The organism is Microbacterium sp. NPDC097977, from assembly GCF_040302605.1.
Taxonomy (GTDB): Bacteria; Actinomycetota; Actinomycetes; order Actinomycetales; family Microbacteriaceae; genus Microbacterium.
Genome location: NZ_JBEOUR010000001.1, coordinates 78,749 through 98,960, shown reverse-complemented (window position 1 = coordinate 98,960; position 20,212 = coordinate 78,749). Strand labels below are relative to the sequence as shown.

General features: G+C 69.5%; 23 protein-coding genes and 1 tRNA gene. 11 read left to right on the top strand and 13 right to left on the bottom strand.

The genetic code is table 11. The features are described 5' to 3' along the window. The first annotated feature begins 28 nt into the window (after positions 1–28). A complete protein-coding gene (locus ABTZ43_RS00540) occupies positions 29–979 on the top strand; it encodes an NAD(P)/FAD-dependent oxidoreductase (RefSeq protein ID WP_056414906.1) in 951 nt (316 codons plus the stop codon). A gap of 24 nt (positions 980–1,003) precedes the next feature. Here the strand turns inward: ABTZ43_RS00540 and ABTZ43_RS00535 are convergent, their stop codons facing one another. Continuing rightward, positions 1,004–1,465 carry a DUF3817 domain-containing protein gene (locus tag ABTZ43_RS00535; protein ID WP_314097911.1) on the bottom strand — a complete coding sequence of 154 codons (462 nt, stop codon included), beginning with the start codon at positions 1,463–1,465 and terminating at the stop codon, positions 1,004–1,006. A gap of 70 nt (positions 1,466–1,535) precedes the next feature. On the opposite strand from ABTZ43_RS00535, the gene ABTZ43_RS00530 reads away from it, so the two are divergent. Then, entirely contained in the window at positions 1,536–2,465 is a 930-nt protein-coding gene (locus tag ABTZ43_RS00530; RefSeq protein ID WP_350537497.1) for a helix-turn-helix domain-containing protein, read from the top strand. A gap of 118 nt (positions 2,466–2,583) precedes the next feature. Here ABTZ43_RS00530 and ABTZ43_RS00525 read toward each other — a convergent pair whose 3' ends face one another. Next, entirely contained in the window at positions 2,584–3,789 is a 1,206-nt protein-coding gene (locus tag ABTZ43_RS00525; RefSeq protein ID WP_056414902.1) for an MFS transporter, read from the bottom strand. Between the two features lie 257 nt (positions 3,790–4,046). Here ABTZ43_RS00525 and ABTZ43_RS00520 point away from each other — a divergent pair, with 257 nt between their 5' ends. The 3 genes from ABTZ43_RS00520 (at position 4,047) to ABTZ43_RS00510 (ending at position 7,475) form a co-directional block, all read left to right on the top strand. Then, entirely contained in the window at positions 4,047–4,922 is an 876-nt protein-coding gene (locus ABTZ43_RS00520; protein ID WP_350537496.1) for a serine protein kinase RIO, read from the top strand. Between the two features lie 78 nt (positions 4,923–5,000). Further along, complete coding sequence (locus ABTZ43_RS00515) at positions 5,001–6,413, top strand: MFS transporter (protein WP_350537495.1); 1,413 nt, start codon at positions 5,001–5,003, stop codon at positions 6,411–6,413. A 105-nt stretch (positions 6,414–6,518) separates the two neighbouring features. Continuing rightward, positions 6,519–7,475 (top strand): cation diffusion facilitator family transporter, encoded by a 957-nt coding sequence (locus tag ABTZ43_RS00510; protein WP_350537494.1) that lies wholly within the window; start codon positions 6,519–6,521, stop codon positions 7,473–7,475. 29 nt (positions 7,476–7,504) lie between these two features. Here the strand turns inward: ABTZ43_RS00510 and ABTZ43_RS00505 are convergent, their stop codons facing one another. Continuing rightward, positions 7,505–9,031 carry an HNH endonuclease signature motif containing protein gene (locus tag ABTZ43_RS00505; protein WP_350537493.1) on the bottom strand — a complete coding sequence of 509 codons (1,527 nt, stop codon included), beginning with the start codon at positions 9,029–9,031 and terminating at the stop codon, positions 7,505–7,507. A gap of 198 nt (positions 9,032–9,229) precedes the next feature. Then, a complete protein-coding gene (locus tag ABTZ43_RS00500) occupies positions 9,230–9,790 on the bottom strand; it encodes a MarR family winged helix-turn-helix transcriptional regulator (RefSeq protein WP_350537492.1) in 561 nt (186 codons plus the stop codon). 105 nt (positions 9,791–9,895) lie between these two features. On the opposite strand from ABTZ43_RS00500, the gene ABTZ43_RS00495 reads away from it, so the two are divergent. Beyond that, positions 9,896–10,708, top strand: coding sequence for a winged helix DNA-binding protein (locus ABTZ43_RS00495; protein WP_350537491.1), 813 nt, complete (start codon positions 9,896–9,898; stop codon positions 10,706–10,708). A gap of 110 nt (positions 10,709–10,818) precedes the next feature. Here ABTZ43_RS00495 and ABTZ43_RS00490 read toward each other — a convergent pair whose 3' ends face one another. Genes ABTZ43_RS00490 through dcd form a run of 3 tightly spaced genes read right to left on the bottom strand, consistent with a single transcriptional unit; the run spans position 10,819 to position 12,125 of the window. Beyond that, the gene (locus ABTZ43_RS00490) at positions 10,819–11,037 is read right to left on the bottom strand and encodes a DUF2283 domain-containing protein (RefSeq protein ID WP_253384726.1); all 219 of its coding nucleotides are present in this window, start codon (positions 11,035–11,037) and stop codon (positions 10,819–10,821) included. A 1-nt stretch (position 11,038) separates the two neighbouring features. After that, positions 11,039–11,518 carry a hypothetical protein gene (locus tag ABTZ43_RS00485; RefSeq protein WP_350537490.1) on the bottom strand — a complete coding sequence of 160 codons (480 nt, stop codon included), beginning with the start codon at positions 11,516–11,518 and terminating at the stop codon, positions 11,039–11,041. A gap of 1 nt (position 11,519) precedes the next feature. Beyond that, positions 11,520–12,125, bottom strand: coding sequence for a dCTP deaminase (dcd, locus tag ABTZ43_RS00480; RefSeq protein WP_042536862.1), 606 nt, complete (start codon positions 12,123–12,125; stop codon positions 11,520–11,522). A gap of 92 nt (positions 12,126–12,217) precedes the next feature. Here dcd and ABTZ43_RS00475 point away from each other — a divergent pair. Next, positions 12,218–12,288 (top strand) — tRNA-Gly (locus ABTZ43_RS00475). Between the two features lie 137 nt (positions 12,289–12,425). Here ABTZ43_RS00475 and ABTZ43_RS00470 read toward each other — a convergent pair. The 3 genes from ABTZ43_RS00470 to ABTZ43_RS00460 all read right to left on the bottom strand — a co-directional run bounded on the left by ABTZ43_RS00470 (position 12,426) and on the right by ABTZ43_RS00460 (position 14,158). Next, the gene (locus ABTZ43_RS00470; protein WP_350537489.1) at positions 12,426–12,854 is read right to left on the bottom strand and encodes a site-specific integrase; all 429 of its coding nucleotides are present in this window, start codon (positions 12,852–12,854) and stop codon (positions 12,426–12,428) included. Between the two features lie 38 nt (positions 12,855–12,892). Beyond that, entirely contained in the window at positions 12,893–13,435 is a 543-nt protein-coding gene (locus ABTZ43_RS00465; protein ID WP_350537488.1) for a hypothetical protein, read from the bottom strand. A 234-nt stretch (positions 13,436–13,669) separates the two neighbouring features. Further along, positions 13,670–14,158 (bottom strand): DUF6301 family protein, encoded by a 489-nt coding sequence (locus ABTZ43_RS00460; protein WP_056414886.1) that lies wholly within the window; start codon positions 14,156–14,158, stop codon positions 13,670–13,672. Between the two features lie 76 nt (positions 14,159–14,234). Here ABTZ43_RS00460 and ABTZ43_RS00455 point away from each other — a divergent pair, with 76 nt between their 5' ends. Both ABTZ43_RS00455 and ABTZ43_RS00450 read left to right on the top strand, forming a co-directional pair. Further along, positions 14,235–15,107 (top strand): helix-turn-helix transcriptional regulator, encoded by an 873-nt coding sequence (locus ABTZ43_RS00455; RefSeq protein ID WP_350537487.1) that lies wholly within the window; start codon positions 14,235–14,237, stop codon positions 15,105–15,107. A 71-nt stretch (positions 15,108–15,178) separates the two neighbouring features. After that, a complete protein-coding gene (locus ABTZ43_RS00450; protein ID WP_350537486.1) occupies positions 15,179–15,586 on the top strand; it encodes a hypothetical protein in 408 nt (135 codons plus the stop codon). 75 nt (positions 15,587–15,661) lie between these two features. Here the strand turns inward: ABTZ43_RS00450 and ABTZ43_RS00445 are convergent, their stop codons facing one another. Beyond that, on the bottom strand, positions 15,662–16,801 hold the full coding sequence (locus ABTZ43_RS00445) for a zinc-binding alcohol dehydrogenase family protein (protein WP_149422070.1): 1,140 nt from the start codon (positions 16,799–16,801) through the stop codon (positions 15,662–15,664). 76 nt (positions 16,802–16,877) lie between these two features. Here ABTZ43_RS00445 and ABTZ43_RS00440 point away from each other — a divergent pair, with 76 nt between their 5' ends. Further along, positions 16,878–17,441: a TetR/AcrR family transcriptional regulator gene (locus ABTZ43_RS00440; protein ID WP_162247489.1), complete on the top strand. Its 564-nt coding sequence runs from the start codon at positions 16,878–16,880 to the stop codon at positions 17,439–17,441. Positions 17,442–17,555: 114 nt separating this feature from the next. Next, a complete protein-coding gene (locus ABTZ43_RS00435) occupies positions 17,556–18,839 on the top strand; it encodes an FAD-dependent oxidoreductase (RefSeq protein ID WP_350537485.1) in 1,284 nt (427 codons plus the stop codon). Here the strand turns inward: ABTZ43_RS00435 and ABTZ43_RS00430 are convergent. Continuing rightward, positions 18,820–19,809, bottom strand: a complete 990-nt coding sequence (locus ABTZ43_RS00430) for an SRPBCC family protein (RefSeq protein WP_314098535.1) — start codon at positions 19,807–19,809, stop codon at positions 18,820–18,822. The genes ABTZ43_RS00435 and ABTZ43_RS00430 overlap by 20 nt on opposite strands. After that, the gene (locus ABTZ43_RS00425) at positions 19,806–20,051 is read right to left on the bottom strand and encodes a hypothetical protein (RefSeq protein ID WP_149422066.1); all 246 of its coding nucleotides are present in this window, start codon (positions 20,049–20,051) and stop codon (positions 19,806–19,808) included. Before ABTZ43_RS00425 ends, ABTZ43_RS00430 begins: the two co-directional genes overlap by 4 nt. Between the last annotated feature and the right edge of the window lie 161 nt (positions 20,052–20,212).

Below are 20,212 nucleotides of genomic sequence, written 5' to 3'. Positions count from 1 at the left end.
GCGCACCGCCCGTCTCTCGGGAGTGCGCATGACCGACACCGATGCCTACGACGCGCTCGTGATCGGCGGTGGCCCCGCCGGGCTCTCCGCCGCACTCAACCTCGGCCGATCGCTCATGCGGGTGCTGCTCGTCGACGCGGATCGCCCGCGCAACGCGGCCACCTTGAACTCGCACGGCTTCCTCACTCGCGACGGCGTGCCCCCGCACGAGCTGCGACGCATCGCGCGCGAGGAGCTCGCGGCGTACCCGAACATCGAGGTGCGCACCCGCGTCCGGGTCCTCTCTCTCGAACGATCGGACGGCGCCGCGGATGCCGAGGCGGCGCGATTCACGGCGTCCGTCGGACGCAGGGATCCCGCCCGGGTCGTGACCGCGCGTTCGGTGGTGCTGGCCACCGGCCTGCGGGAGACGCTCCCCGAGGCGCCGAACCTGCGCGGCTTCTACGGCATCAGCCTGTTCAGCTGCGCGGCCTGTGACGCCTGGGAGATGCGCGGGCGACGCCTCGCGCTGATCGGCACGACCGACGACCTCACCGACCGCGCACGGCTCATCTCACGCTGGACCGACCACCTGACCGTGTTCACTCTCGGCGCCGACACCGTCACGGTGGCGCAGGAGGCGGAGCTCGCCGCAGCCGGAGTCGCCGTCGCGCGGCATCCGATCTCCGAACTCGTCGGCGACCGCGGCCGCATCGAGGCGATCCGACTGGAGGACGGCACCGAGGTCGCGATCGACGGCGGTTTCGTGCGCCCGCAGTGGGAGACCGACCTGTCGTTCCTGCGCGGATTCGCCCCGTCGGTCGATCACGACGGGCACCTCGTCACCGATCGCTCGGGACGCACCGACATCCCCGGGCTGTACGCGGCCGGCGACGCGGCGATCCCCGGCCCGCAGCAGCTCATCGTCGCCGCGGGCGCCGGCGCGAGGGTCGCCTCGGTGCTGGTGCAGGACGCCGTCGGCATCACGACCGCGCACTGACCGCGTCGGACGACCGGCATCCGGTCACTTGCCGCCGGGAGGGCCTGCGAGAAGCAGCACGACGTACAGCGCGACGATGGCGACCACGAGCAGCAGCACGAGGACGAACGGCCTGAGCAGGAACCACCGCATCAGACGGTCGTACCAGCGGGCGTCGCGCGGGTCGTCGGTCTGCTCCCGCCGCCAGGCGCCCGCGAGACGACCGGTGCGCTGCAGCCAGATCTCCATCGGTATGGTCGCATAGGGGACGATCGCACTCGCCACGGCGAGGACGGCGACTCCGACGTGCCAGCGCTGATTCAGCGCGACGAGGATCGCGGTCGCCCCGTAGGCGAGGAAGACGAAGCCGTGGATGCCCCCGCCGATGGTGACCACGATGCCCGGCGCACCCGCGGCACGGGCGATGATCGCCGAGATCAGGATGGTCCAGGTGATCGCCTCCGCGATCGCGAGGACCCGGTACAGGCGGTCGGGCGTACGGAACACGGGACTCCTCGGGTGGGGGTCCTTCCAGGGTATCCGGAATAGCGCCGCGGCCCCCGGCGTTGCCGAAGGCATGGTGAAGGTCGAATCCACAGCTCTGGGGCGGGTGCTCGACTCCGTCGACCTGCGTGTGGGAGTGGCCCGACGCGTCGCTCTGACCGACGGCGACCGTCTGCCCCTGCCGTCGGGAGCGGCCACCCTGGTCTACATCGCCGCGGGGTCGGTGAGCGGGCATCCCCCCTCCACCGCCGGATGCCGCCTCGACGTCGACCGCACGGCCAGCGCCGGGACGACGGTCGTGGCGATCGACGAGCGGCCGATGCGCGCGAGCCTCCTCGCGGGCGACGCGTTCCTCACGCTCGGCCGGACACCGGTCGCGCTGCGAGCGGACACCGCCTCCGATCTGGTGGTGGTGGAGCTCGAGTTCTCCGACAGTGCGTCCCGGCTCGCCGCACTTCTCCCCGACCCGATCACCGTGATGTCGTTCGACGCGCTCGAACCGGCGGCGGCGGCGCTCGCGGCGAGCATGGGCCCGACCGATCCGCCGTCGTCGCCCGAACGCCAGGGGGATCCCGTGATCTGCCGCGTCATGGCGAAGACCGTGCTGCTCAGCGTGATCCGCGCCTGGGCGGCAGACGGCTGCGCCCCCGAGGGCTGGCCCTCCGTGGCGAAGGATCCGTTCCTCGACCGCGTCGTCGACGCCATCCACGCGCAGCCGGGCCAGGACTGGACGGTCGAGCGCCTCGCCGGCGTCGGCGCGATGTCGCGCTCCGTGTTCGCCGAGCGCTTCCGCACGGCGATCGGCCGCTCCCCCGCCGACTACGTCACCGAGGTGCGCATCGATGCGGCGAAGCGGATGCTGAGCGAGGGCCGCTCCGTCAGCGAGACCTCGCGCGAGCTGGGCTACGCGTCGGACGAGGGATTCAGCCGCGCCTTCCGTCGCCGCACCGGCATGACACCGTCCGCGTGGCGGGCTCAGGCGCTGACCGCCGTCCCCGCCTGAGCACGACGTCCCCGCCTGAGCACGACGTCGCAGCCCGGGCCCGACACGCCGCCCGCTGCCGAGAGCGGCCGGCGCGGCAGCTCGATCGGAGTCCGTGCCCGGTGCCGGACGCCGCGACTCAGGTGAGCGCGGCCGCTGCCGTGCTCGTGCGATTCGACAGCCCGAACAGCACGGCGCCGACCAGCAGCGAGATCGCGCCGAGAACGTAGACGAACTCGACGTCGAGAGTGTCGACGAGCAGGCCGCCCACGCCCGCGGCCAGTGTGATCGCTCCCTGGAATCCGACGACGACCAGGCTGCCGCCGGCCTCGAGACGGTCGGGCGTGCGGTGACCGACCCACGTGTTGATCACGAGCAGCCATGACGAGAAGAAGAACCCCCACACGAGCACGACGATGCCGATGCCGAGCACCGATCCCGACAGGAAGATCATCGAGAGCACCGATACCGAGATCACGAGCGGTGCGAGCACCGCGAAGAAGGCGAACGTGCGGTCGATGACGAATCCGAGCCCGAGGTTGCCGGCGAGGCCACCGACCCCGAACAGGGCGAGCAGCACGATGATGGTCGACGGCTCGACCTCCGGGATGCGTTCGAGAGCGAGTCGCACGTAGGTGTAGGCCAGGAAGTGGCCGAGAACGACGAGCACGTGTCCGACCATGCCGAGTCCGATGCCGGGACGACGCAGGGTGTCGACGAGCAGGCGGATGCTCGACGCCTGCTCGGCGGGGACGGACGGCAGCAGGAATCGCAGCGCCACCGCCAGCAGGACCATGAGCACGCCGGCGATCGCGAAGACCGTCTGCCAGTCCACGACCTCGCTGAGCATCACACCGAGCGGAACACCCGCGACCGTGGCCAGCGAGACACCGGCCGAGGTGAACATGACACCGCGTCCGAGATGCGAGGGGCCCGCGAGCCGGGCGGCGACCGTGATCGACATAGCCCAGAAGGCGCTGATCGCCGCGCCGAGGAGGAATCGGGCGAGCAGCACGATGATCAGGTTCGGCGCGATCGCCACGATGAGGTTCGACACCGCCGCGGCGAGCGCCATCCAGACGAGCAGCGAGCGGCGGTCGAGCCGGGGGAACATGAGGCCGACGGTCGGGGCGACGATCAGACCGACGAGCGCGGTGACCGTGACCGTCTGCCCCGCCTGGCCGGGGGTGACTCCGAGGGCATCGGCCATCTCGGTGAGCACGCCGTTGGGCAGGAACTCCGCGGTGACGAGCAGGAATCCCATCAGCATCAGCACGATGAGGCCGCCGTAGCGGATCCGCTCGGTGGGGGCGGTGGTCGTCGGAACGGGCGCGGTCGTCGTCATGGTTCCAGGTTCGCAGCCACAGAGGGTCGGCGCCCGACGCGGCGTCTGCGGCATCCGACCATTCGTCCGGACCGGGTCTGGACAGCATCCGTCCGCGCGCCCTAGGCTCGACCACGCGCCGGGTGATCCCGGAAGGCCCGAGCGAGAGGAGTGGATGACATGAACATCGTCTCTGTCGTGACCCTCGCCGACATCCTTCCCCTCGAGGCCGCCCGCTCCTGATCCGCGCGTGGCCTCCCCTCCCTCGGAGCCACACCGTGTCTGATCTCTCCGCTTCGTCCGAAGCACCCTCCCCGCGTCTCTTCGACGCGTCTCCCTTCGAATCCGTTCCCTCCTTCGCCGATGTCGAACCCGGCGAGAACCAGCGCTGGACCACCTGGCCGGCGATCACCCCGTCGGAGCGCGGCCCGCAGCCGTGGCCGGACTGGGTGGTGACCAGCGCCGGTGCGCTCGACACCGAGCTCGGCATCCTCAAGACCGGCAAGGAGGCCGACGTCTTCCTTCTCGAACGCGCGGTGCCGGATGATCCCGGCCGGCGCACCCTCCTGGCCGCGAAGCGCTATCGCGATTCCGACCACAGCAGCTTCCACCGCTCCGGCGTCTACACCGAGGGCCGCTCGACCCGGAACACGCGCGACACGCGTGCGCTCGCCAAGAAGTCCGAGCACGGCCGCGCGGTCGCGGCGCTGCAGTGGTCGTTCGCCGAGTTCGACGCCCTGTGCCGCATGTGGGAACTCGGGGCGCCGGTGCCCTACCCCGTGCAGGTCAACGGCACGGAGCTGCTGATGGAGTTCATCGGCGACACGGACGGTGTCGCCGCACCCCGGCTCGCCGCCGTGCGCAGCGCGCCCGACGAGCTGTCGGGCCTCTACGACCAGGTGGTCGACCTCATGCGGATCTTCGCGGCGGCGGGCTTCGCGCACGGTGACCTCTCGGCCTACAACCTGCTCGTGCACCGGGGCCGGGTGCGGGTGATCGACCTGCCGCAGATCGTCGACATCATCGCCAATCCGCAGGGCCTGGATCTGCTGCACCGCGACTGCGTCAACATCTGCGACTGGTTCACCCGCCGCCGCGTCGAGCGCGATGCGGAGGAGCTCTTCGCCGAAATGCTCGCGGCGTCGTACGCGTGAGTCCCGGCCGGGGGGACCGCGCACTGCCGCGCGGCGCGCCGTCACCATCCGTTCACCCCGCGCGGCCAGACTGCGAGCATGAGCGAATCCCCCCACGGCGGCGCCGCAGCGGAGCCCGCAGCGACGGCGAACAGCGGTGCGGTCGGCGTGATCGGCCTCGACCTTCGCGGCGACGACCCCGCCCCGCGGAAGCAGGTCTTCTCGTGGGCGCTGTGGGACTGGGCGACGCAACCCTTCAACACGGTCATCCTCACCTTCATCTTCACCGCGCTGTACCTCACGACCGAGGCGTTCCTGCCGCCCGAGGTCGCCGGTCTCGACTCCGCAGACCCGATCCGCACCGCGGCAGAGGCCGACCTGGCGTCGGGACTGGGTCTCGGCTCGACGATCGCCGGCATCGCGATCCTCCTGATCGCACCGGTGCTGGGCCAGCGCGCGGATGCCGCCGGCAAGCAGAAGCTCTGGCTCGGCATCGGCACGGGTGCCCTCATCGCCTGCATGCTCGGGCTGTGGTTCGTCGAACCGACGCCCGCGCTGTTCTGGCTCGGCGTGGCCCTGATCTCGGCGGGATCGGTGTTCGGCGAGATTGCCGCGGTGAACTCGAACGCCATGCTCATCGGCATCGCGAACCCGAAGACCGTCGGCCGCATCTCGGGTCTCGGCTGGGGGTTCGGCTACATCGGCGGCATCATCGCGCTGGTGCTCGTGATCATCTTCTACATGGCCGACTGGTTCGGCCTCTCCGAAGACGGCGGACTGCCTTTCCGGATCATCGCGCTCGGATGCGCCATCTGGGCGATCGTGTTCTCGATCCCGATCTTCCTCAACGTGCCGGAGCCGTCGCTCGGACGCCCCGAGCGCAAGGTCGGCTTCTTCGCGTCGTACGGTCTTCTCGTCAGGGACGTCGTCGGCCTCTACCGCAACCCCGACACCCGTCAGACGTTCTGGTTCCTGCTGTCGAGCGCCGTGTTCCGCGACGGTCTCGGCGGCGTCTTCGCGTTCGGCGCGATCATCGCCGGGCAGGTGTTCGACTTCGAGTTCCTCGAGCTCGTGATCTTCGGCATCGCGGCGAACCTCATCGCGGGCGTCTCGACCATCATCGCCGGACGCTACGACGACCGGTTCGGCCCGAAGCGGATCATCCTCATCTCCCTCGCCGCCATGGTCGTCGCGGGGCTCGCGGTGTTCTTCCTGGTGGACGCAGGAGCGATCGTGTTCTGGATCGGCGGCCTGCTGCTGTGCGCGTTCGTCGGACCCGCGCAGGCGGCGTCGCGGTCGTTCCTGGCCCGCATCACCCCGGCCGGACGCGAGGGTGAGATCTTCGGCCTGTACGCCACGACGGGCAGAGCCGCGAGCTGGATGGCATCCGGTGCCTGGACCCTGCTCATCGTGCTGACGGGCTCGACCGCCTTCGGCATCCTGGGCATCGTGCTGGTGCTCATCGCCGGCTTCCTGCTGCTGCTGCCGGTCAGAGCCACGCAGCGCGCCTGACCCTCGTCCCGCCGGGCGAGGCGATCCGCGTCCCGCCGGGCGAGGCGATCCGCGTCGCTCGGGGTGACGCGCCGGCCGATGCTCGGGCGGGAGTAGCCTGACCGCGTGACGGTCATCATCGCATTCCTCGCCAACATCCTCGTCGCGATCGCCAAGACGGTCGCCGCCGTGCTCACGTCGTCGGCATCGATGGTGGCCGAGGCCGCGCACTCGTGGGCGGATGCCGGCAACGAGGTCTTCCTGCTCATCGCCGACCGCCGCGGCGCGCGCGCCAAGGATGAGCGGCATCCGCTCGGCTATGGTCGCGCCGCGTTCGTCTGGTCGCTGATCGCCGCGTTCGGGATCTTCACCGCGGGATCGATCGTGTCGATCATGCACGGGGTGCAGGAGCTGTCCGAGACGGGACCGGTCGAGAGCCCCGTCGTCGCGTACGCGGTGCTCGGCATCGCCTTCGTGCTCGAGGGGGCGTCGTTCACGCAGGCGATGGTGAAGTCGCGACGTCTCGCGCAGGAGCGGGGATCGTCGACCTGGGACTACGTGCTCGACACCAGCGACACGACGTTGCGTGCGGTGTTCTTCGAGGACGCGGCCGCGCTGATCGGTCTCGTGCTCGCCGCGGGGGCGATCGCGATGCATCAGATCACGGGAGTCGCTGCCTGGGATGCCGTGGGGTCGATCCTCGTCGGCATCCTGCTGGGGATCGTCGCCGTGATCCTGATCGGGCGCAACATCGCCTTCCTCGTCGGATCGAACGCATCGCCCGCGCTGCGCGAGCGAGTCGGCCGGGCGCTGCTCGGATCGCCGCAGATCCAGCGCCTCACCTGCCTGCACATCGAGTACGTCGGGCCGAACCGGCTGTTCATCGTCGCCGAGGTGGATCTCGCCGGCGACGCCCGCGAACACGACGTGGCCCGGCGCCTGCGCGAGATCGAACAGCAGATCGAGGCGCACCCGGTGGTCGAGACCGTCGTGCTCTCGCTCTCCGTCGACGATGAGGAATCGCTCGCATTCGGCACCGACGCAGCTGCCGGAACCGATGCAACCGCGGGCGCCCAGCCGTAGCCGTAGCCGTAGCCGTAGCCGTAGCCGCATCATCCGGCCCGCGCGAAGACCGGTGCCTTCTGCGCATTCCTCGCGTTTCGCACCCGCTCTGCACCGCTGAGGCGCGGGGTGCGCCATCGTTGGTCGGGGTCCCACCAGACAGGTCCCCGCACCTGCGGGATGCCGTCGTTCATGCGGATCTCCCACCCGGACTTCCCGAGGGATCGGTGATGCCACCAGCACAACGGCACACCGTTGTCCGTATGTGTCGGACCACCCTTCGCGTGCTCGGTGACGTGATGGATCTCACACCATGACGCCGGAACATGGCACCCCGGGATCAGACATTCCTTGTCGCGGGCGATGATCGCCCGCCGTTGATGCACCGTGAAGACCCGATCGGTGGTCGTGATCGCGATGATCCGCCCCTCATCGAACATCACCCGCTGAATCGTCCCCGAGCACCCGACGTGCGCGGCAACGGAGACGGGCAACTGTCCCCAGGCGCCGCCGACGCTCGCGCGCCCGGTGCCCTCGGCGAGGTCGTTCGCATCGACCGTCACCACCAGGACCGGTGCGGCGCCACCGAGGGTGGGCATGTCTCGGTGACGGGCAGCGATCGCCAATGCCGCGGCGAGCGCGTCATGTCGCTTCTGTGCGGGCGTGCGGTCGTCGATGACGCAGCGCGGATCGGAGTTGTACGGGTCCTCTTCAGCATCGCCGTCTTCAGCATCGCCGTCTACAGCATCGCCGTCGTCAGCATCGCCGTCGTCAGAATCGACGCCGTCAGAATCGACAGTGAACACCACACCCGGCAGAGGCGGGCCGTCGCCCTTGGGGTTGTTCATCGCATCGAGGATCAGCTCGAACTGCGCGGCGACATCGGGCGTCAGATATCCCTTGATGGAACGCAGCCCATCGCGCACCTGGCCGAGGGTGATGCCCCGACGACGCGCAGGCTCATCGCCGGGCTCGTCTCCATCGGGGTCGAGCAGCATGGCCAGCGTCTCTGCAAGGAGCTTCAGCTCGTCGATCGTGGGTGCCGGGCCCTGAACCTCATCGTCTGGGCCGGCCTCGGGGTCGGGTCTGATGCCTCGCGCCGCACGCGCGAGGCAGATGTCGGCGTCGAGCCGATCATCGACGCTGATGCGGTGCGACACCTTCTCGAGCGGCTCGGTCGCGGCGAGCATCCCCGCGATGCTGAGCGCGCCGTCGAGCATCGCCTCTCGCAGCGCCGGCCACCGCGCGGGCAGCCGATCGCCGGACACCAGGTTCACATCCCGTCGAACCAGGTCGACGGCAGCCCCGACGCGCGTCGCTCCGCGCATGTCTGTCAGCAAGGTGCGCTGGAGCAGTTCGTTCTGCGTCCGGCATCCGGTGGAATGCGGGAAGTCGATCGCATCGCCACTGGCGATCGTCTCGACCACGACGGCCTCGACGCGCCGGAACGCTGCTCCGGCGGCCTGCAGGACCTCGACCCGTTCCACGTCGGACAATCCCGCGAGCGCGTCATCGGACAGCACCCGATCGAGGTCGGCGACGACCTGATCGACAAGGCTTCGAGTGCGGGATGGCATGCCCCCATACAACCCGGGGCCACCGACATTCGAGCCACTGATTCGAGCACTTTTCGGCCAGATCAGAAGCATATTCCGGAACACCGCAGCAGCGTTCCGGAATGCCGATCACGAACGCCGCACGTCGCCCCCGGCACAGGTCTCCAACGATCCAGACCGCCCTCGCCCGGGCCGCCACTCCGGCGGCAGATCGAGCGCTCAGCTCTCCCAGTTGTCGGCGAGCTTGTTCAACAGCATCGCGAGCTGCTCCCGCTCGTCCGCGGTGAACGCCGCGAGCGCCTTGCCGAGAGCCTCGCGCCGCTCCCCCCTCATTCCGCGCGCAGCCGTGCGCCCCTCGTCCGTGAGCGCGATGCGCGTGCGTCGCGCGTCGTCCGGATCCGCCTCGCGCCGCACGAACCCGTGCGCGACCCCCTGTTGCACGAGCCGCGAGGCGCGCGGCTGATCGACACCGATCGCCGCGCCGAGGTCGCTCACGCTCAGCGGTGCGGATGCCGCGGCGAGCGCCTCGAGCATCCGCATCCGAGCCGGTCCCCCGAAGCGCCCGGACGGATCGTTCATCCACGGCGGCATGCCGGGATGTCCCGAGCGCCCGTGATCGTGCACGCCTTGCTCGAAGTGGTCGGGATGCGGGCCACCGTGCCACCCGCGCGTCGCACCCATCCCGCGGGGGCCTCGACCGCGTTCGCCCGGACGGCGCCCGCGCAGGCGGGACAGGGCGCGGGCGATGGCCTCGGCGGGGTCGTTCTCTTGGGCGCTCACCCGTCGATTTTACATGCGACTTGACATGCATCCGAACTGCATGTCACACTACATATACATGCATAGTGACAAGCACATGCTCCATGACATCTAAGGACTCATCCCATGAACACCTCTGACACTCAGAACACAGACAGCACCTCCCGCCCGTTCGGCTTCTGGATCACGGCGGTCGACCGCCTGATGGCCGCCGAGTTCGCCTCGGCCTTCGAGAGCGAGCAGGCGAGCCGCCGAGACTGGCGGATCCTCAACGTGATCGACGGTTCGGTGCCCGCGCGCCGCCCGCTGAACGCCCACAAACTGCACAATCTCGTGGAGCGCGGATGGGTCGTCGCCGACGGCGACGGCTGGACGCTCACCGCCGACGGTCGCGCAGCCAAGGAACGCCTCCTCGGCATCGTCGACGGCATCCGCGCCAAGGTCACCGACGCCGTCTCACCCGACGACCTCGACACCACCCTCGCCACACTCGAGCAGATCGCTCGCGCGTTCGGCTGGGACGAGGAGACTCCGCTCCCCCGAGGACGCGGCCGTCGCCGCGGCTTCGAACCTCGCAGGTTCGGACGCGGGCACGGCTTCGGTCCCGGCTTCGGCCGTCGCCACGGCCGCCCGTTCGGACGCGGTCGCGACTTCGGCTCGGACTTCGGTCAGGGTCGCGAGTACGGGCATGAGCACGGTGCGGATGCCGAGTTCGGCGCCGACTCGGACTCCACCGGCCGCACCTGCGCGCACCACGGACACCGCGGGCACGATCGCCTCGCCGACGAGCGCGGCGACCACGGGCACGGCGACCACCGCGGCCACGGCTTCGGTCCTGATCGCGGCCACAATCGCGGTGACCACCGCACCGCCCGCGCGGCGCAGCACGCCTACGAGCGCGGCTTCGACGCCGGGTTCTCCCGCGGTCGCGACGCCTGACCGCATCCGAGCACAGGAAGGCCCCGCCTGACCCCGGTCAGGCGGGGCCTTCTTGCGTGCGCGCGGGGGAACGGCGCAATCTCAGACGAGCCCGGTGCGACCCCGTTGCCTCACTGACCGCGGACATCCTCCGGCCGGAGCAGCCCCGACGCGCCGAGGATCTCGACCCCGAGCAGATGACCGTCGCGATCGAAGTCGAGGAGGAGTTCGCCGGACATGCCGTCGGGCAACGCCACCGGCACCTGCCGCGCCGCCTCGCCGGGCCGGATCGGACGCCCGATCGTGGCGTAGGCCGCATCGACCTCGGGGTCATAGGTGAGGTCGCCCACGTCACCCGGTCCAGGATGCCGCGGCGCCTGCGACAGACGAGGAATCGACGGCCGACATCCCGAAGGTCGTCGTGCCGAGGTAGATCGCGCCGACGATCGCCGCGACCAGGATGACCACCAGGAAAGCGAAGATCACGAAGGTCAGCGCACGATATCCGCCGGATGTCGGGACCTCGGGAGCCACCGACGGCTGCGCCCAGTCGTCCGCGACCGGAGCAGGCTGGTCGCCGGTGAGGATCGCCGGCTTCGGCCGCGACCTGCGGGTCGCGGGAAGCATCGCCTCCGGAGGGGGCGGCGGGATCACCACATCCGGAACGGACGACTCCGGCGGAGGCGGCGGGATCACGACGTCCGGAACGGACGACTCCGGCGGAGGCGGCGGGATCACGACGTTCGGAACCGCGCCCTCCGCGGGCGGCGGCGGGACGACAGCATCCCGCGGGTCCATCGGAATCTGCCGGTCGCTGTCGTCGCCGCTCATGTCAGCCTCCTACGGCTCCGACGTCGGTCGTCCCGACGTCGGTCTTGTGGAAGTTCTGGAACGAGCGGGATGCCGTGGGTCCGCGCTGTCCCTGGTAACGGTTGCCGTAGGGGCCGGAGCCGTAGGGGTTCTCGGCCGGCGAGGTCAGCCGGAAGAAGCACAGCTGGCCGATCTTCATGCCGGGCCACAGCTTGATCGGCAGCGTGGCGACGTTCGCGAGCTCCAGCGTGACGTGGCCGGTGAATCCCGGATCGATGAATCCTGCGGTCGAGTGGGTGATGAGGCCCAGCCGCCCCAGCGACGACTTGCCCTCGAGGCGTGCCGCGATGTCATCTGCGAGCGAGACCTGCTCGAAGGTCGCGCCGAGGGCGAACTCGCCCGGGTGCAGGATGAACGGCTCGTCGGGGTCGACCTCGATCAACCGCGTGAGCTCCGGCTGATCGACCGAGGGATCGATGAACGGATACTTGTGGTTGTCGAAGAGGCGGAAGTAGCGGTCCAGGCGCACGTCGATGCTCGACGGCTGGATCATCTCCGGCTCGTGCGGATCCAGACCGATGTGGCCGGATGCGAGTTCTGCTCTGATGTCGCGGTCGCTGAGAAGCACGGCCCCAGCCTAGTTGCCACACCCGTCCCGCACTTTGGTCGTGACGGATCGTGCGGGTAGGCTGGCGTCACTTGCTCTTCGGATGCAGGTTCGGGGCTGTAGTTCAATGGCAGAACTTCTGCTTCCCAAGCAGATAGCGCGGGTTCGATTCCCGTCAGCCCCTCTGATCAGGCATTTTCTCACGACGAATCCCCGCCGTCCTCACGGACGAGCGGGGCATCTCGCTATTTACTCGCTGGTTTCGATCGCGAACACTTCCAGCCGCGCGGCCTGGTCCGGACGCTCTAGCGGCTTCTCCACCTAGTGCCGCGAGGTCACGTTCGAGTCGGGTGAATGGCCGAGCTGCTCACGCGCGGCCTCCACACCGAGGATCGTAGCGACAGCCTTCCGGCAGTCCTTCGGCGTCATCCACTCGACGCCAGTGCCTCGCAACGCGACGTTCCATTGCTGGCGGACGTTCTCGGGCCAGCGGAGCGTTCCGACCGCGGAGGGGAACACCCACTCGCAGTAGGCATTCACTCTGCGGCGCACGAGCGCGTCGAGGACGAACCGAGGGAGCGCGAGCTTCCGGCGTGACGCCTCCGACTTCGGCGCTTCCTGGGGGATGAGTCCGACCCCGGCGACTCGGGTCACGGTCCCTTCTATGGTGATCCACCCGCCCTCGAGGTCGACGTCATCCCACCGCAGCGCCAGCGCTTCGCCTGGCCGGCACTCGGTACCGAGGAGCACGTCCCCGAAATCTGCGAGATCGTGGACAGACCCGGACGTTAGAGGTACGGCCCCCAAGCGTCGAACTCTGACATCAAGTCACCTATCGCGCGATCAAACGTGACTGCGAGAGCGCCGCAGTCACCCGCAGCTGTGGCCGAGCAACCAGCGGCGTCCCACGCGGCACCCGCGTCGCGGGCTTCGACGGCCGCCTGCCGCGTGTCCGCGAACAACGCTGAAATCTCCTGCGGAGGCTGCTCAGCGATGAATCCCTTCTTCCCCGGTCCGGTCGCGAGTTGGTACTCGATGTCAGTGGTCTGCGACTGATACATCGCGGACATCATCTGTACACGACACAGGAAGCCACTTTCGGATCCTGCGACAAGGCCCGAGCAGGAGTTTTCATTCCACCCCGTCTCCCAGTCCTCCCAGGATGCCTTCTGCCGAGCGATGAGAGACGCCCATTGAGCTACTGTGCTGTCTTCGGATACCACCGCCGTGGGGGCAGACTCGGTAGGGCTGGACTCTGCTGCTGGCGTGGACGAGCACCCCGTAAGTAACAGGGCGGCGATAGCGGCGACGAGCGCGGCACGGATCTTCATGGTCGCGAGCATAGCGGCCCGCTACTTACTCGCTCTTTTGCTCAAGTTCCTTGTGCTTCTCCTATCGTTCATCCGCCTACCAATCGGCTGATCAGGGAAGGAAAAGAACCTAGAGGAATGTTCAGTCCAGAACTTCTGCTTCCCAAGCAGATAGCGCGGGTTCGATTCCCGTCAGCCCCTCCACATGCGCCACGTCCAGCGCTGTTCCGACCCGGAATCAGGCACTGTCAGCCCCTATGCCGGCGTGCGGCCGGGGTCGATGCCCAGGCGTTCCTCTACTCGCTCCACCTCGGCGAACCGCTGATCCTGGACGACGAGCAGCACCTTCCTGGGCACCCTCGTGAGCCGGATCCTGCCGCCGTTGCCCAGTTCCCAGTGGTGACCTGCACCGTCGGAGCCGGAGGGCTCACCGAGGCGCTCGCCCAGCGCCGCCCGCAGCTCGTGCGCAGCACTCTGCAGCCCCTCGGCGTCGTCGCTCTTATCGGAGACCGCGACCGTGACCTGGGACACTGCGTCCCCCGCCACGAGCGAGCGAACGGTCGGCAGATTCACGGGATACCCCGAACGGTGCTGGATGCCGCTCGACGTCTCCAACGCGAACTGCCACCCGAGGCGCTCTGCGAGCGTCTTGAAGTCGTCGCGGCCGAGCGGCCACGATACCGACGTGAAGGCATCGCAGAGGGCATCGATCTGCGCGTCCGTGGCCCTGGCGAGTGCGGTCATCCGGCGATCCTATCGATCCCGAGGATCAGACACCTGGCTAAGCTCGTTTCACCCGACGCGCAGGAAGGCGACCCGGATGCAGATCTTCCCCGCCGTCTACGAGAACCGAAGGTTCAACCTCCGAGCCGGAGCCGCTCGCGACCTCCTTGCGTTGACGGGGTGGGAACTCACACCGCCCACCGATGACTTCAGCTTCGCGGGAGATCTTCTCAAGAGCCGTGACTTCATCGTCTCCCGCTTCTGGCACCCTCCAGCCAGGTTCACCTTCGCGCCGGCCCCCCGACAGGTGGCGGAGGAGCGCCTGATGCTCCTCGTCGTCACCGAGGGCGAGCTGACGGTAGGAACGAGCACGACGGTCAGCATCGTCCCCGAAGGGGGTGTCATCCTCGTCCGCCCCGAGAGCCTCACCTTCATAGACAGCGCGACCGCCGTCGTGTGCTCCCTCGTCGTGCTCGGCGGATACAACCTCGCCGATGGCGTGATCGTCAGGACAGGACAAGCGTCACCCGACTACCTCGCCCTGTTCCTGAGTCTGACGAACGCCATCTTCTCTCGCCCCGTCCCTCCCTCGGACGCCGCATTCACCCACGTCGAGAGGGCGATCACCGAGCTCGTCGCGGCGATCGCCGCAGCCAGCGATCTCCGCTTCGAGAAGCACGAGAGCCGACCGGGCGACCAGATCCATCTCGACGCCGTGGCCTTCATCATCGCGCAGGCCGCCGATCCTGCGACGACGGTGGAGACGGTCGCCCGCGAACTGGGCGTCTCCCGTTCACACCTCTTCCGCTCGTTCCAGGCGAACGGCGACAACCCATCCGGCTACCTGCGTCGAACCCGCATCGCGAACGCCTCGGCCCTTCTCGATCAGGGGGTGACGGAGCGAGCCGCCGCCGAGCAGTCGGGATTCGGCACCGTGCGCCGGATGCGCCGAGCCCTCGCCGAACGCTGAGAGCCGCGGCCTGTGTGTTGCGCGGGCGCAGACCGAGATGTTGCACAGCACGCCCTCGGGCGCGCTGATGCGTGATCATCGCAACACCGGAGCTGCACTCCGCGCACGGGATCACGAAGGGGGAGGTGGCCGTGAACGTCGACGCCACAGCTGCGCACCGCGGGAAGCAGGCCACCCGCTCGGCCGTGAACACCCCGAGAGCCTGGTCCGTGCCCCCGGAGTCCTTCGACGAGCGGGAGTGGCAGGAGATCGTGCGGGTCGCCGCGGCGAACGTCCACGAGGCGGATCGACGGTTCCGCAGCACCCGCCGAGGCGACGACCTCGGAGCGATCATCGCGGCCTTCCACATCTGCGGACCTCTGGTGGATCTGCCACCCGCCTCCCTCGTCCGGTACGCGAGGGCGGTGTCGAAAGGCCTCCCGTTCGAGCTGCTTCCGCGCGACGGCGGACAGCAGAAGACCTCGGGCGCAGGCCGCTGATCTCCGCGCACACCCTTCGCGTGTCTTCGCGCCGACGGTCCTGCGGTGTGATTCTGCGCGGGCTCCGTGGATCGGTCAGGATCCCCTCGGTGCCCGATCGAGGGTGATGACGAGCTTCTGCGCGGACACGCCGCGGCGAAGGGTGTCCATGGCCTTCTGGATGTCCGGAAGGCCGTGTCCCGCGATGCGGGCTTCCGGGTAGAGACGGTGCTCGCCGGATGCGAGCGCTGCGGGGAGATAGGCGCCCCAGATGGCCGGCCCCACGGGAGAGGTGGCGATGGCGCTCCCCCAGATGAACGAGGCCCTGATGCCGTGAGCGCGGCTGCGCACCTGCAGGAACGCGGTTCGCGTTCCGAGTTCCAGGAAGAGGCGGATGCGGGCGAAGGAGAGGCCGCGGCGGCGCGGTTGCTCGTAGAACGAGACGGGAGGACTCGCCATCGCGATCTTCGTGGCACCGGTCGCGCGCGCGATCCGCAGACAGGGCTCGGCGGACCCCACCGCGACGGCGAGGATCCCCGCCACCGCGGAGCCGCCGACCTCGCGGACGATCTGATCGACGGCCTTCGGGTCCCGATAGTCGAAGACGGCTTCTGCCCCCAACTGCCTCATCCGGTCGTGATTCTTCGCAGACGCCGTCGTGATGACCCGGTACCCGGCTGCGCGGGCGAGTTGGATCGCGTTGCCACCGACGGCCGTCGCGCCACCCCACACCACGACGACCTCGTCGCGGGCCGCCTCCTTCCCGACACGGGAGTAGTCCAGCGCCAGCTGGTCGCTCTCGAACAGACCGGCCGCGGCTGTGGACACCGCCAGAGGCAGGACGGCGGCATCTTCGAAGGCGGTAGCCGCCGGCAGGGCGGCGGCCAAGCCGGCGTCGACGGCGACGTAGGCCTGGAAGCCGCTCTCGGAGACCGCGTCCCGCCCCTTCTCCAGACCCATCGCGTACGCCACGACGCGATCCCCGACGGCGAAGGCGTCCACGTCGGCACCCATCTCGACGACGACGCCCGCGACGTCCTCGCCGAGGATGACCGGGTACCGCAGCCACCCGTACATGACGGTGCCGTTGGACTGGATGATCGCATCGAGCGGATTCGCCGCCACCGCGCGCACCTCCACCAGCAGCTGCCCCGGCCCGGGCTTCGGCATGGGGGCCTCTCGGATCGTCAGATCCGCGTACGGAGAATCGATCCACGCCGCAGTGTTGTCGCTCACTCGTCCACTCCCCGATCCTGATGACATCTCATGCCGTCACAGTCGATCTTACGACAGTTCGTGTCATCATGGCTCTATGCCTCGATGGTCCCCGGATGCCGCACTGCGGCTGGAAGCTGCAGCGATGGCCCTGTTCACCGAACAGGGGTACGGAGGAACCACGGTTCCGCAGATCGCCGAGGCGGCAGGCCTGACCACACGGACATTCTTTCGACACTTCTCCGACAAGCGGGACGTGCTGTTCCTCCGAGATCGCGAGTTCCCCCAGGCGGTGAGCGCCTTCATGGCATCCGTCCCGTCGGAGAGCGACGGGACGGACACCGTGCGCGCCGGCCTTGCAGCCGCGTGCCGGGGTGTGCAGGACTGGCGGGAGCAGATGGCGCGACGACGCAGCATCGTCCACAGCGAGCCTGCACTGCTCGAGCGTGATCTTCTGCGCAGTCACTACCTCGCCCGCGCCATCGAAGAGTCTCTGCACCGACGCGGCATCGACCCTGAGCGCGCTCGGACGCTGGCAGCCGTCGCCGTCACCTGCTTCGATCTCGCGGTGGGCAGATGGCTGGAGGGGCCCGCCGACGTGCCGCTCGAGGACTGCCTGGCGTCGGTGTGGAACGACATGCGGACCTCCCTCACCGGGTGACACTGCCGCACCTGGAGTCCATCGCCTCGACGGACGCGTCCGCCTCTCCCCTCCCGTCGTACGCTGGTGCCATGCAGCCGACGCGCCTGATGCAGACCCCCGGAGCCGTACCCCGTGCATGACGTGATCGTGATCGGCGCCGGGCTCGCGGGACTCCGCTGCGCACAGCTGCTCGCAGCCCACGGACTCGATGTCGTCGTGCTCGAGGCCGGCGACGCCGTCGGGGGACGCCAGCGCACCGACATCGTCGACGGGTTCCGGCTGGATCGCGGCTTCCAGGTGCTCAACCCCGCCTACCCGGCGCTCCGCCGCAGCGTCGATCTCGACGTCCTGGCGATGGGGAGCTTTCCGGTGGGGGTGCAGGTGCGCACGGCGCAGGGCATGGCCGCGCTGCGGCATCCGCTGCGGCATCCGCTGTCGATCGTCACCTCGCTGCGCAGCGGACTGGTGGCCCTGCCGGATGCCGTCGCGCTGGCGCGCTGGGCGGCGCCGGCTCTCGCGCGTCCGCTCTCCCGCCTCGCGCAGGACGACATCCCGCTGAGGGAAGGATGGGATGCGGCGGGGCTCCACGGCCCGCTGCGCACCGCCGTGCTCGAGCCGTTCCTCGCCGGCGTGCTGGCGGAGGGTCGCGGCGACACGTCGAACGCGTTCGCCCGGCTGCTCGTGCGGTACTTCGCGCTCGGCCGCCCCGGACTGCCGGCACAGGGGATCGCCGCCGTCCCCGAACAGCTCGCGGCACGCGCACGCGCCGGCGGCGCCACCATTCGGCTGGGCACGGCCGCCGAACGCCTGTCGACCGAAGGTCACGCCAACGGCACCGGCATCCAGGTCGGAGTCGTCGACGGCGACCCCGTCCGCGCGGCTCGGGTGGTCGTCGCGGTCGGGCCCGATGCGGTGGCCGACCTCACGGGGCTTCCGTCGCCGGCGACGCACGGGCTGCAGACCTGGTGGTTCACGACGCCCGAACCCCCGACGAAGTCTGCACTGCTCACCGTCGACGGGCGCGGCCGCGGGCCCGTGGTGAACACGGTCGTGATGACCCACACCGTGCCCTCCTACGCTCCCGCCGGACGCCACCTCATCGCCGCGACCTGCCTGCTGCCGGGCGGCCGCGCCACCACCGGCGCCGCGCAGGAGAACGATGTCCGCCACCACCTCGCACAGATCTGGGGCGCCGACGTCAGCGCCTGGGAGGTGATCCGGCGCGACGACATCGTCGACGCCCTCCCGGCACAGCCGGCACCCCTCGGACCCCCGCGATCGCCGCGCCATTCCGAACGCCTGTACATCGCGGGCGACCATCGGGACACCGCGTCGATCCAGGGGGCCCTGGCCTCCGGCGAGCGCGCCGCGCGGGCGATCCTGGTCGACGCGGGGGTCAGCGGAACGAACGGCTGATCGCGGCGCTCGTCTGGGCCAGCATGATCCACAGCATGAACTTCTGCAGCGGACGCATGGGCAGAGCCACGATCCCGCGCCATCCGCCGCGCCGTGCCCAGGACATCGTCGTGTGGACCTGCGTTCCGCCCGTCGTGCCGGCCAGCGTGAACTCCATCAGAACCGGGCTGTTCTTCGGCGCATCGGGGTAGGCGAAGCTCCACGCGACGCTGTCGGGCAGATGGGCCGACTCCAGGGTGATGCGGCGACGACGGAGTTCGGGCTTGCGTGTCAGAGGATCCCCGTTCAGACGCTGCGTGGGCGCGAGTCCCTCCCAGACCTCGCCGACGGCGACCTCCTGCTCGCCGAGCTCGAGGGACCCCACGCCCGGATGCCAGTCGGGGATCCGGGCGGGATCGATGAGGAAGGCCCCGACGTCGCCCACCGGCGCGGAGACGAACGTCTCGATCGATCCCGCCGCACGGCCGTGCCGCTTCACCGCCGTGAGCGGCGTCGTCGTGTCGTCGGCGCCGAGCTCGTCGAGCTGCTCGAGCAGAGCCTGCGCAGATGTTCCGAGGCGCGCCAGGATGCCGTCGATCAACCCGCTGGGCTCGACCAGGAGTTCACGGAGCACCGCAGCGGCGTCGCCCGACTTGCCTCTGCCGCTGGCGCGGATGAGCAGGTCGGAGGCGCGGGTGCTCCATTCGTATCCTTCGGTCTGAGGGAACACGATCTGCCCCGCCCCCGGGAACGACGCCTCGATGCCCAGCTCGGCCAGGTGCGCGGCGTGCTGGTCCTCGACGGCGCGGCGGGCCGCGTCGATGTCGAGGCCTGCGCCGCGCAGCATCCGCCCCGCCGACTGGTCGTTGATGATGAGGGCGAGCAGAAGATGCTCGATGTCGGCCGTGCGGAGTCCCGAGCGGGAGGCCTCCTCCATGGCGGCGACCGAGAGCGAGTGGCTGGTGTGAGCTGCTCGAGCGAACCTGGTCATGCGTTCCTCCTGGGGATCTGGATGGCGGGGTCGACCCGCCTGGCGTGCTTCTTGTGGGCGGCCTGACGGGTCACACCGAGGGCGTCGGCGATGTCCTGCCAGGTCATTCCCGCGCGCAGCGCGGCCTCGACCTGACGCAGCTCGAGGGTGTCGGCCAGCACGCGCAGTGTCGCCACGGCGCGCAGCCCCGCTCGCGGATCGCTGAGGTCCGCCGCGGTCGCGGCGATCTGTGATGACTCCATACTGTCAACCTACGTTGCTAGACGGCGTTCTGTCAACCGGGGTTGCTCGCGGCACGCGGTCCCATCCGAATCGGCGGGGGCTCCGAACAGGAGAGGATGGCAGTACATGCGCGCGCCCGCATGTTCCTTTCGTCCGCGCGACCGAGGACCGCCGTCACGCC

What these genes read in the sequence shown, in the direction of transcription:
- ABTZ43_RS00540 (WP_056414906.1), top strand. Translation starts at nt 29, where the DNA reads ATGACCGACACCGATGCCTACGACGCGCTCGTGATCGGCGGTGGCCCC.
- ABTZ43_RS00530 (WP_350537497.1), top strand. Translation starts at nt 1,536, where the DNA reads ATGGTGAAGGTCGAATCCACAGCTCTGGGGCGGGTGCTCGACTCCGTC.
- ABTZ43_RS00525 (WP_056414902.1), bottom strand. Translation starts at nt 3,789, where the DNA reads ATGACGACGACCGCGCCCGTTCCGACGACCACCGCCCCCACCGAGCGG.
- ABTZ43_RS00515 (WP_350537495.1), top strand. Translation starts at nt 5,001, where the DNA reads ATGAGCGAATCCCCCCACGGCGGCGCCGCAGCGGAGCCCGCAGCGACG.
- ABTZ43_RS00505 (WP_350537493.1), bottom strand. Translation starts at nt 9,031, where the DNA reads ATGCCATCCCGCACTCGAAGCCTTGTCGATCAGGTCGTCGCCGACCTC.
- ABTZ43_RS00495 (WP_350537491.1), top strand. Translation starts at nt 9,896, where the DNA reads ATGAACACCTCTGACACTCAGAACACAGACAGCACCTCCCGCCCGTTC.
- ABTZ43_RS00485 (WP_350537490.1), bottom strand. Translation starts at nt 11,518, where the DNA reads ATGAGCGGCGACGACAGCGACCGGCAGATTCCGATGGACCCGCGGGAT.
- ABTZ43_RS00465 (WP_350537488.1), bottom strand. Translation starts at nt 13,435, where the DNA reads ATGAAGATCCGTGCCGCGCTCGTCGCCGCTATCGCCGCCCTGTTACTT.
- ABTZ43_RS00460 (WP_056414886.1), bottom strand. Translation starts at nt 14,158, where the DNA reads ATGACCGCACTCGCCAGGGCCACGGACGCGCAGATCGATGCCCTCTGC.
- ABTZ43_RS00455 (WP_350537487.1), top strand. Translation starts at nt 14,235, where the DNA reads ATGCAGATCTTCCCCGCCGTCTACGAGAACCGAAGGTTCAACCTCCGA.
- ABTZ43_RS00440 (WP_162247489.1), top strand. Translation starts at nt 16,878, where the DNA reads ATGCCTCGATGGTCCCCGGATGCCGCACTGCGGCTGGAAGCTGCAGCG.
- ABTZ43_RS00430 (WP_314098535.1), bottom strand. Translation starts at nt 19,809, where the DNA reads ATGACCAGGTTCGCTCGAGCAGCTCACACCAGCCACTCGCTCTCGGTC.
- ABTZ43_RS00425 (WP_149422066.1), bottom strand. Translation starts at nt 20,051, where the DNA reads ATGGAGTCATCACAGATCGCCGCGACCGCGGCGGACCTCAGCGATCCG.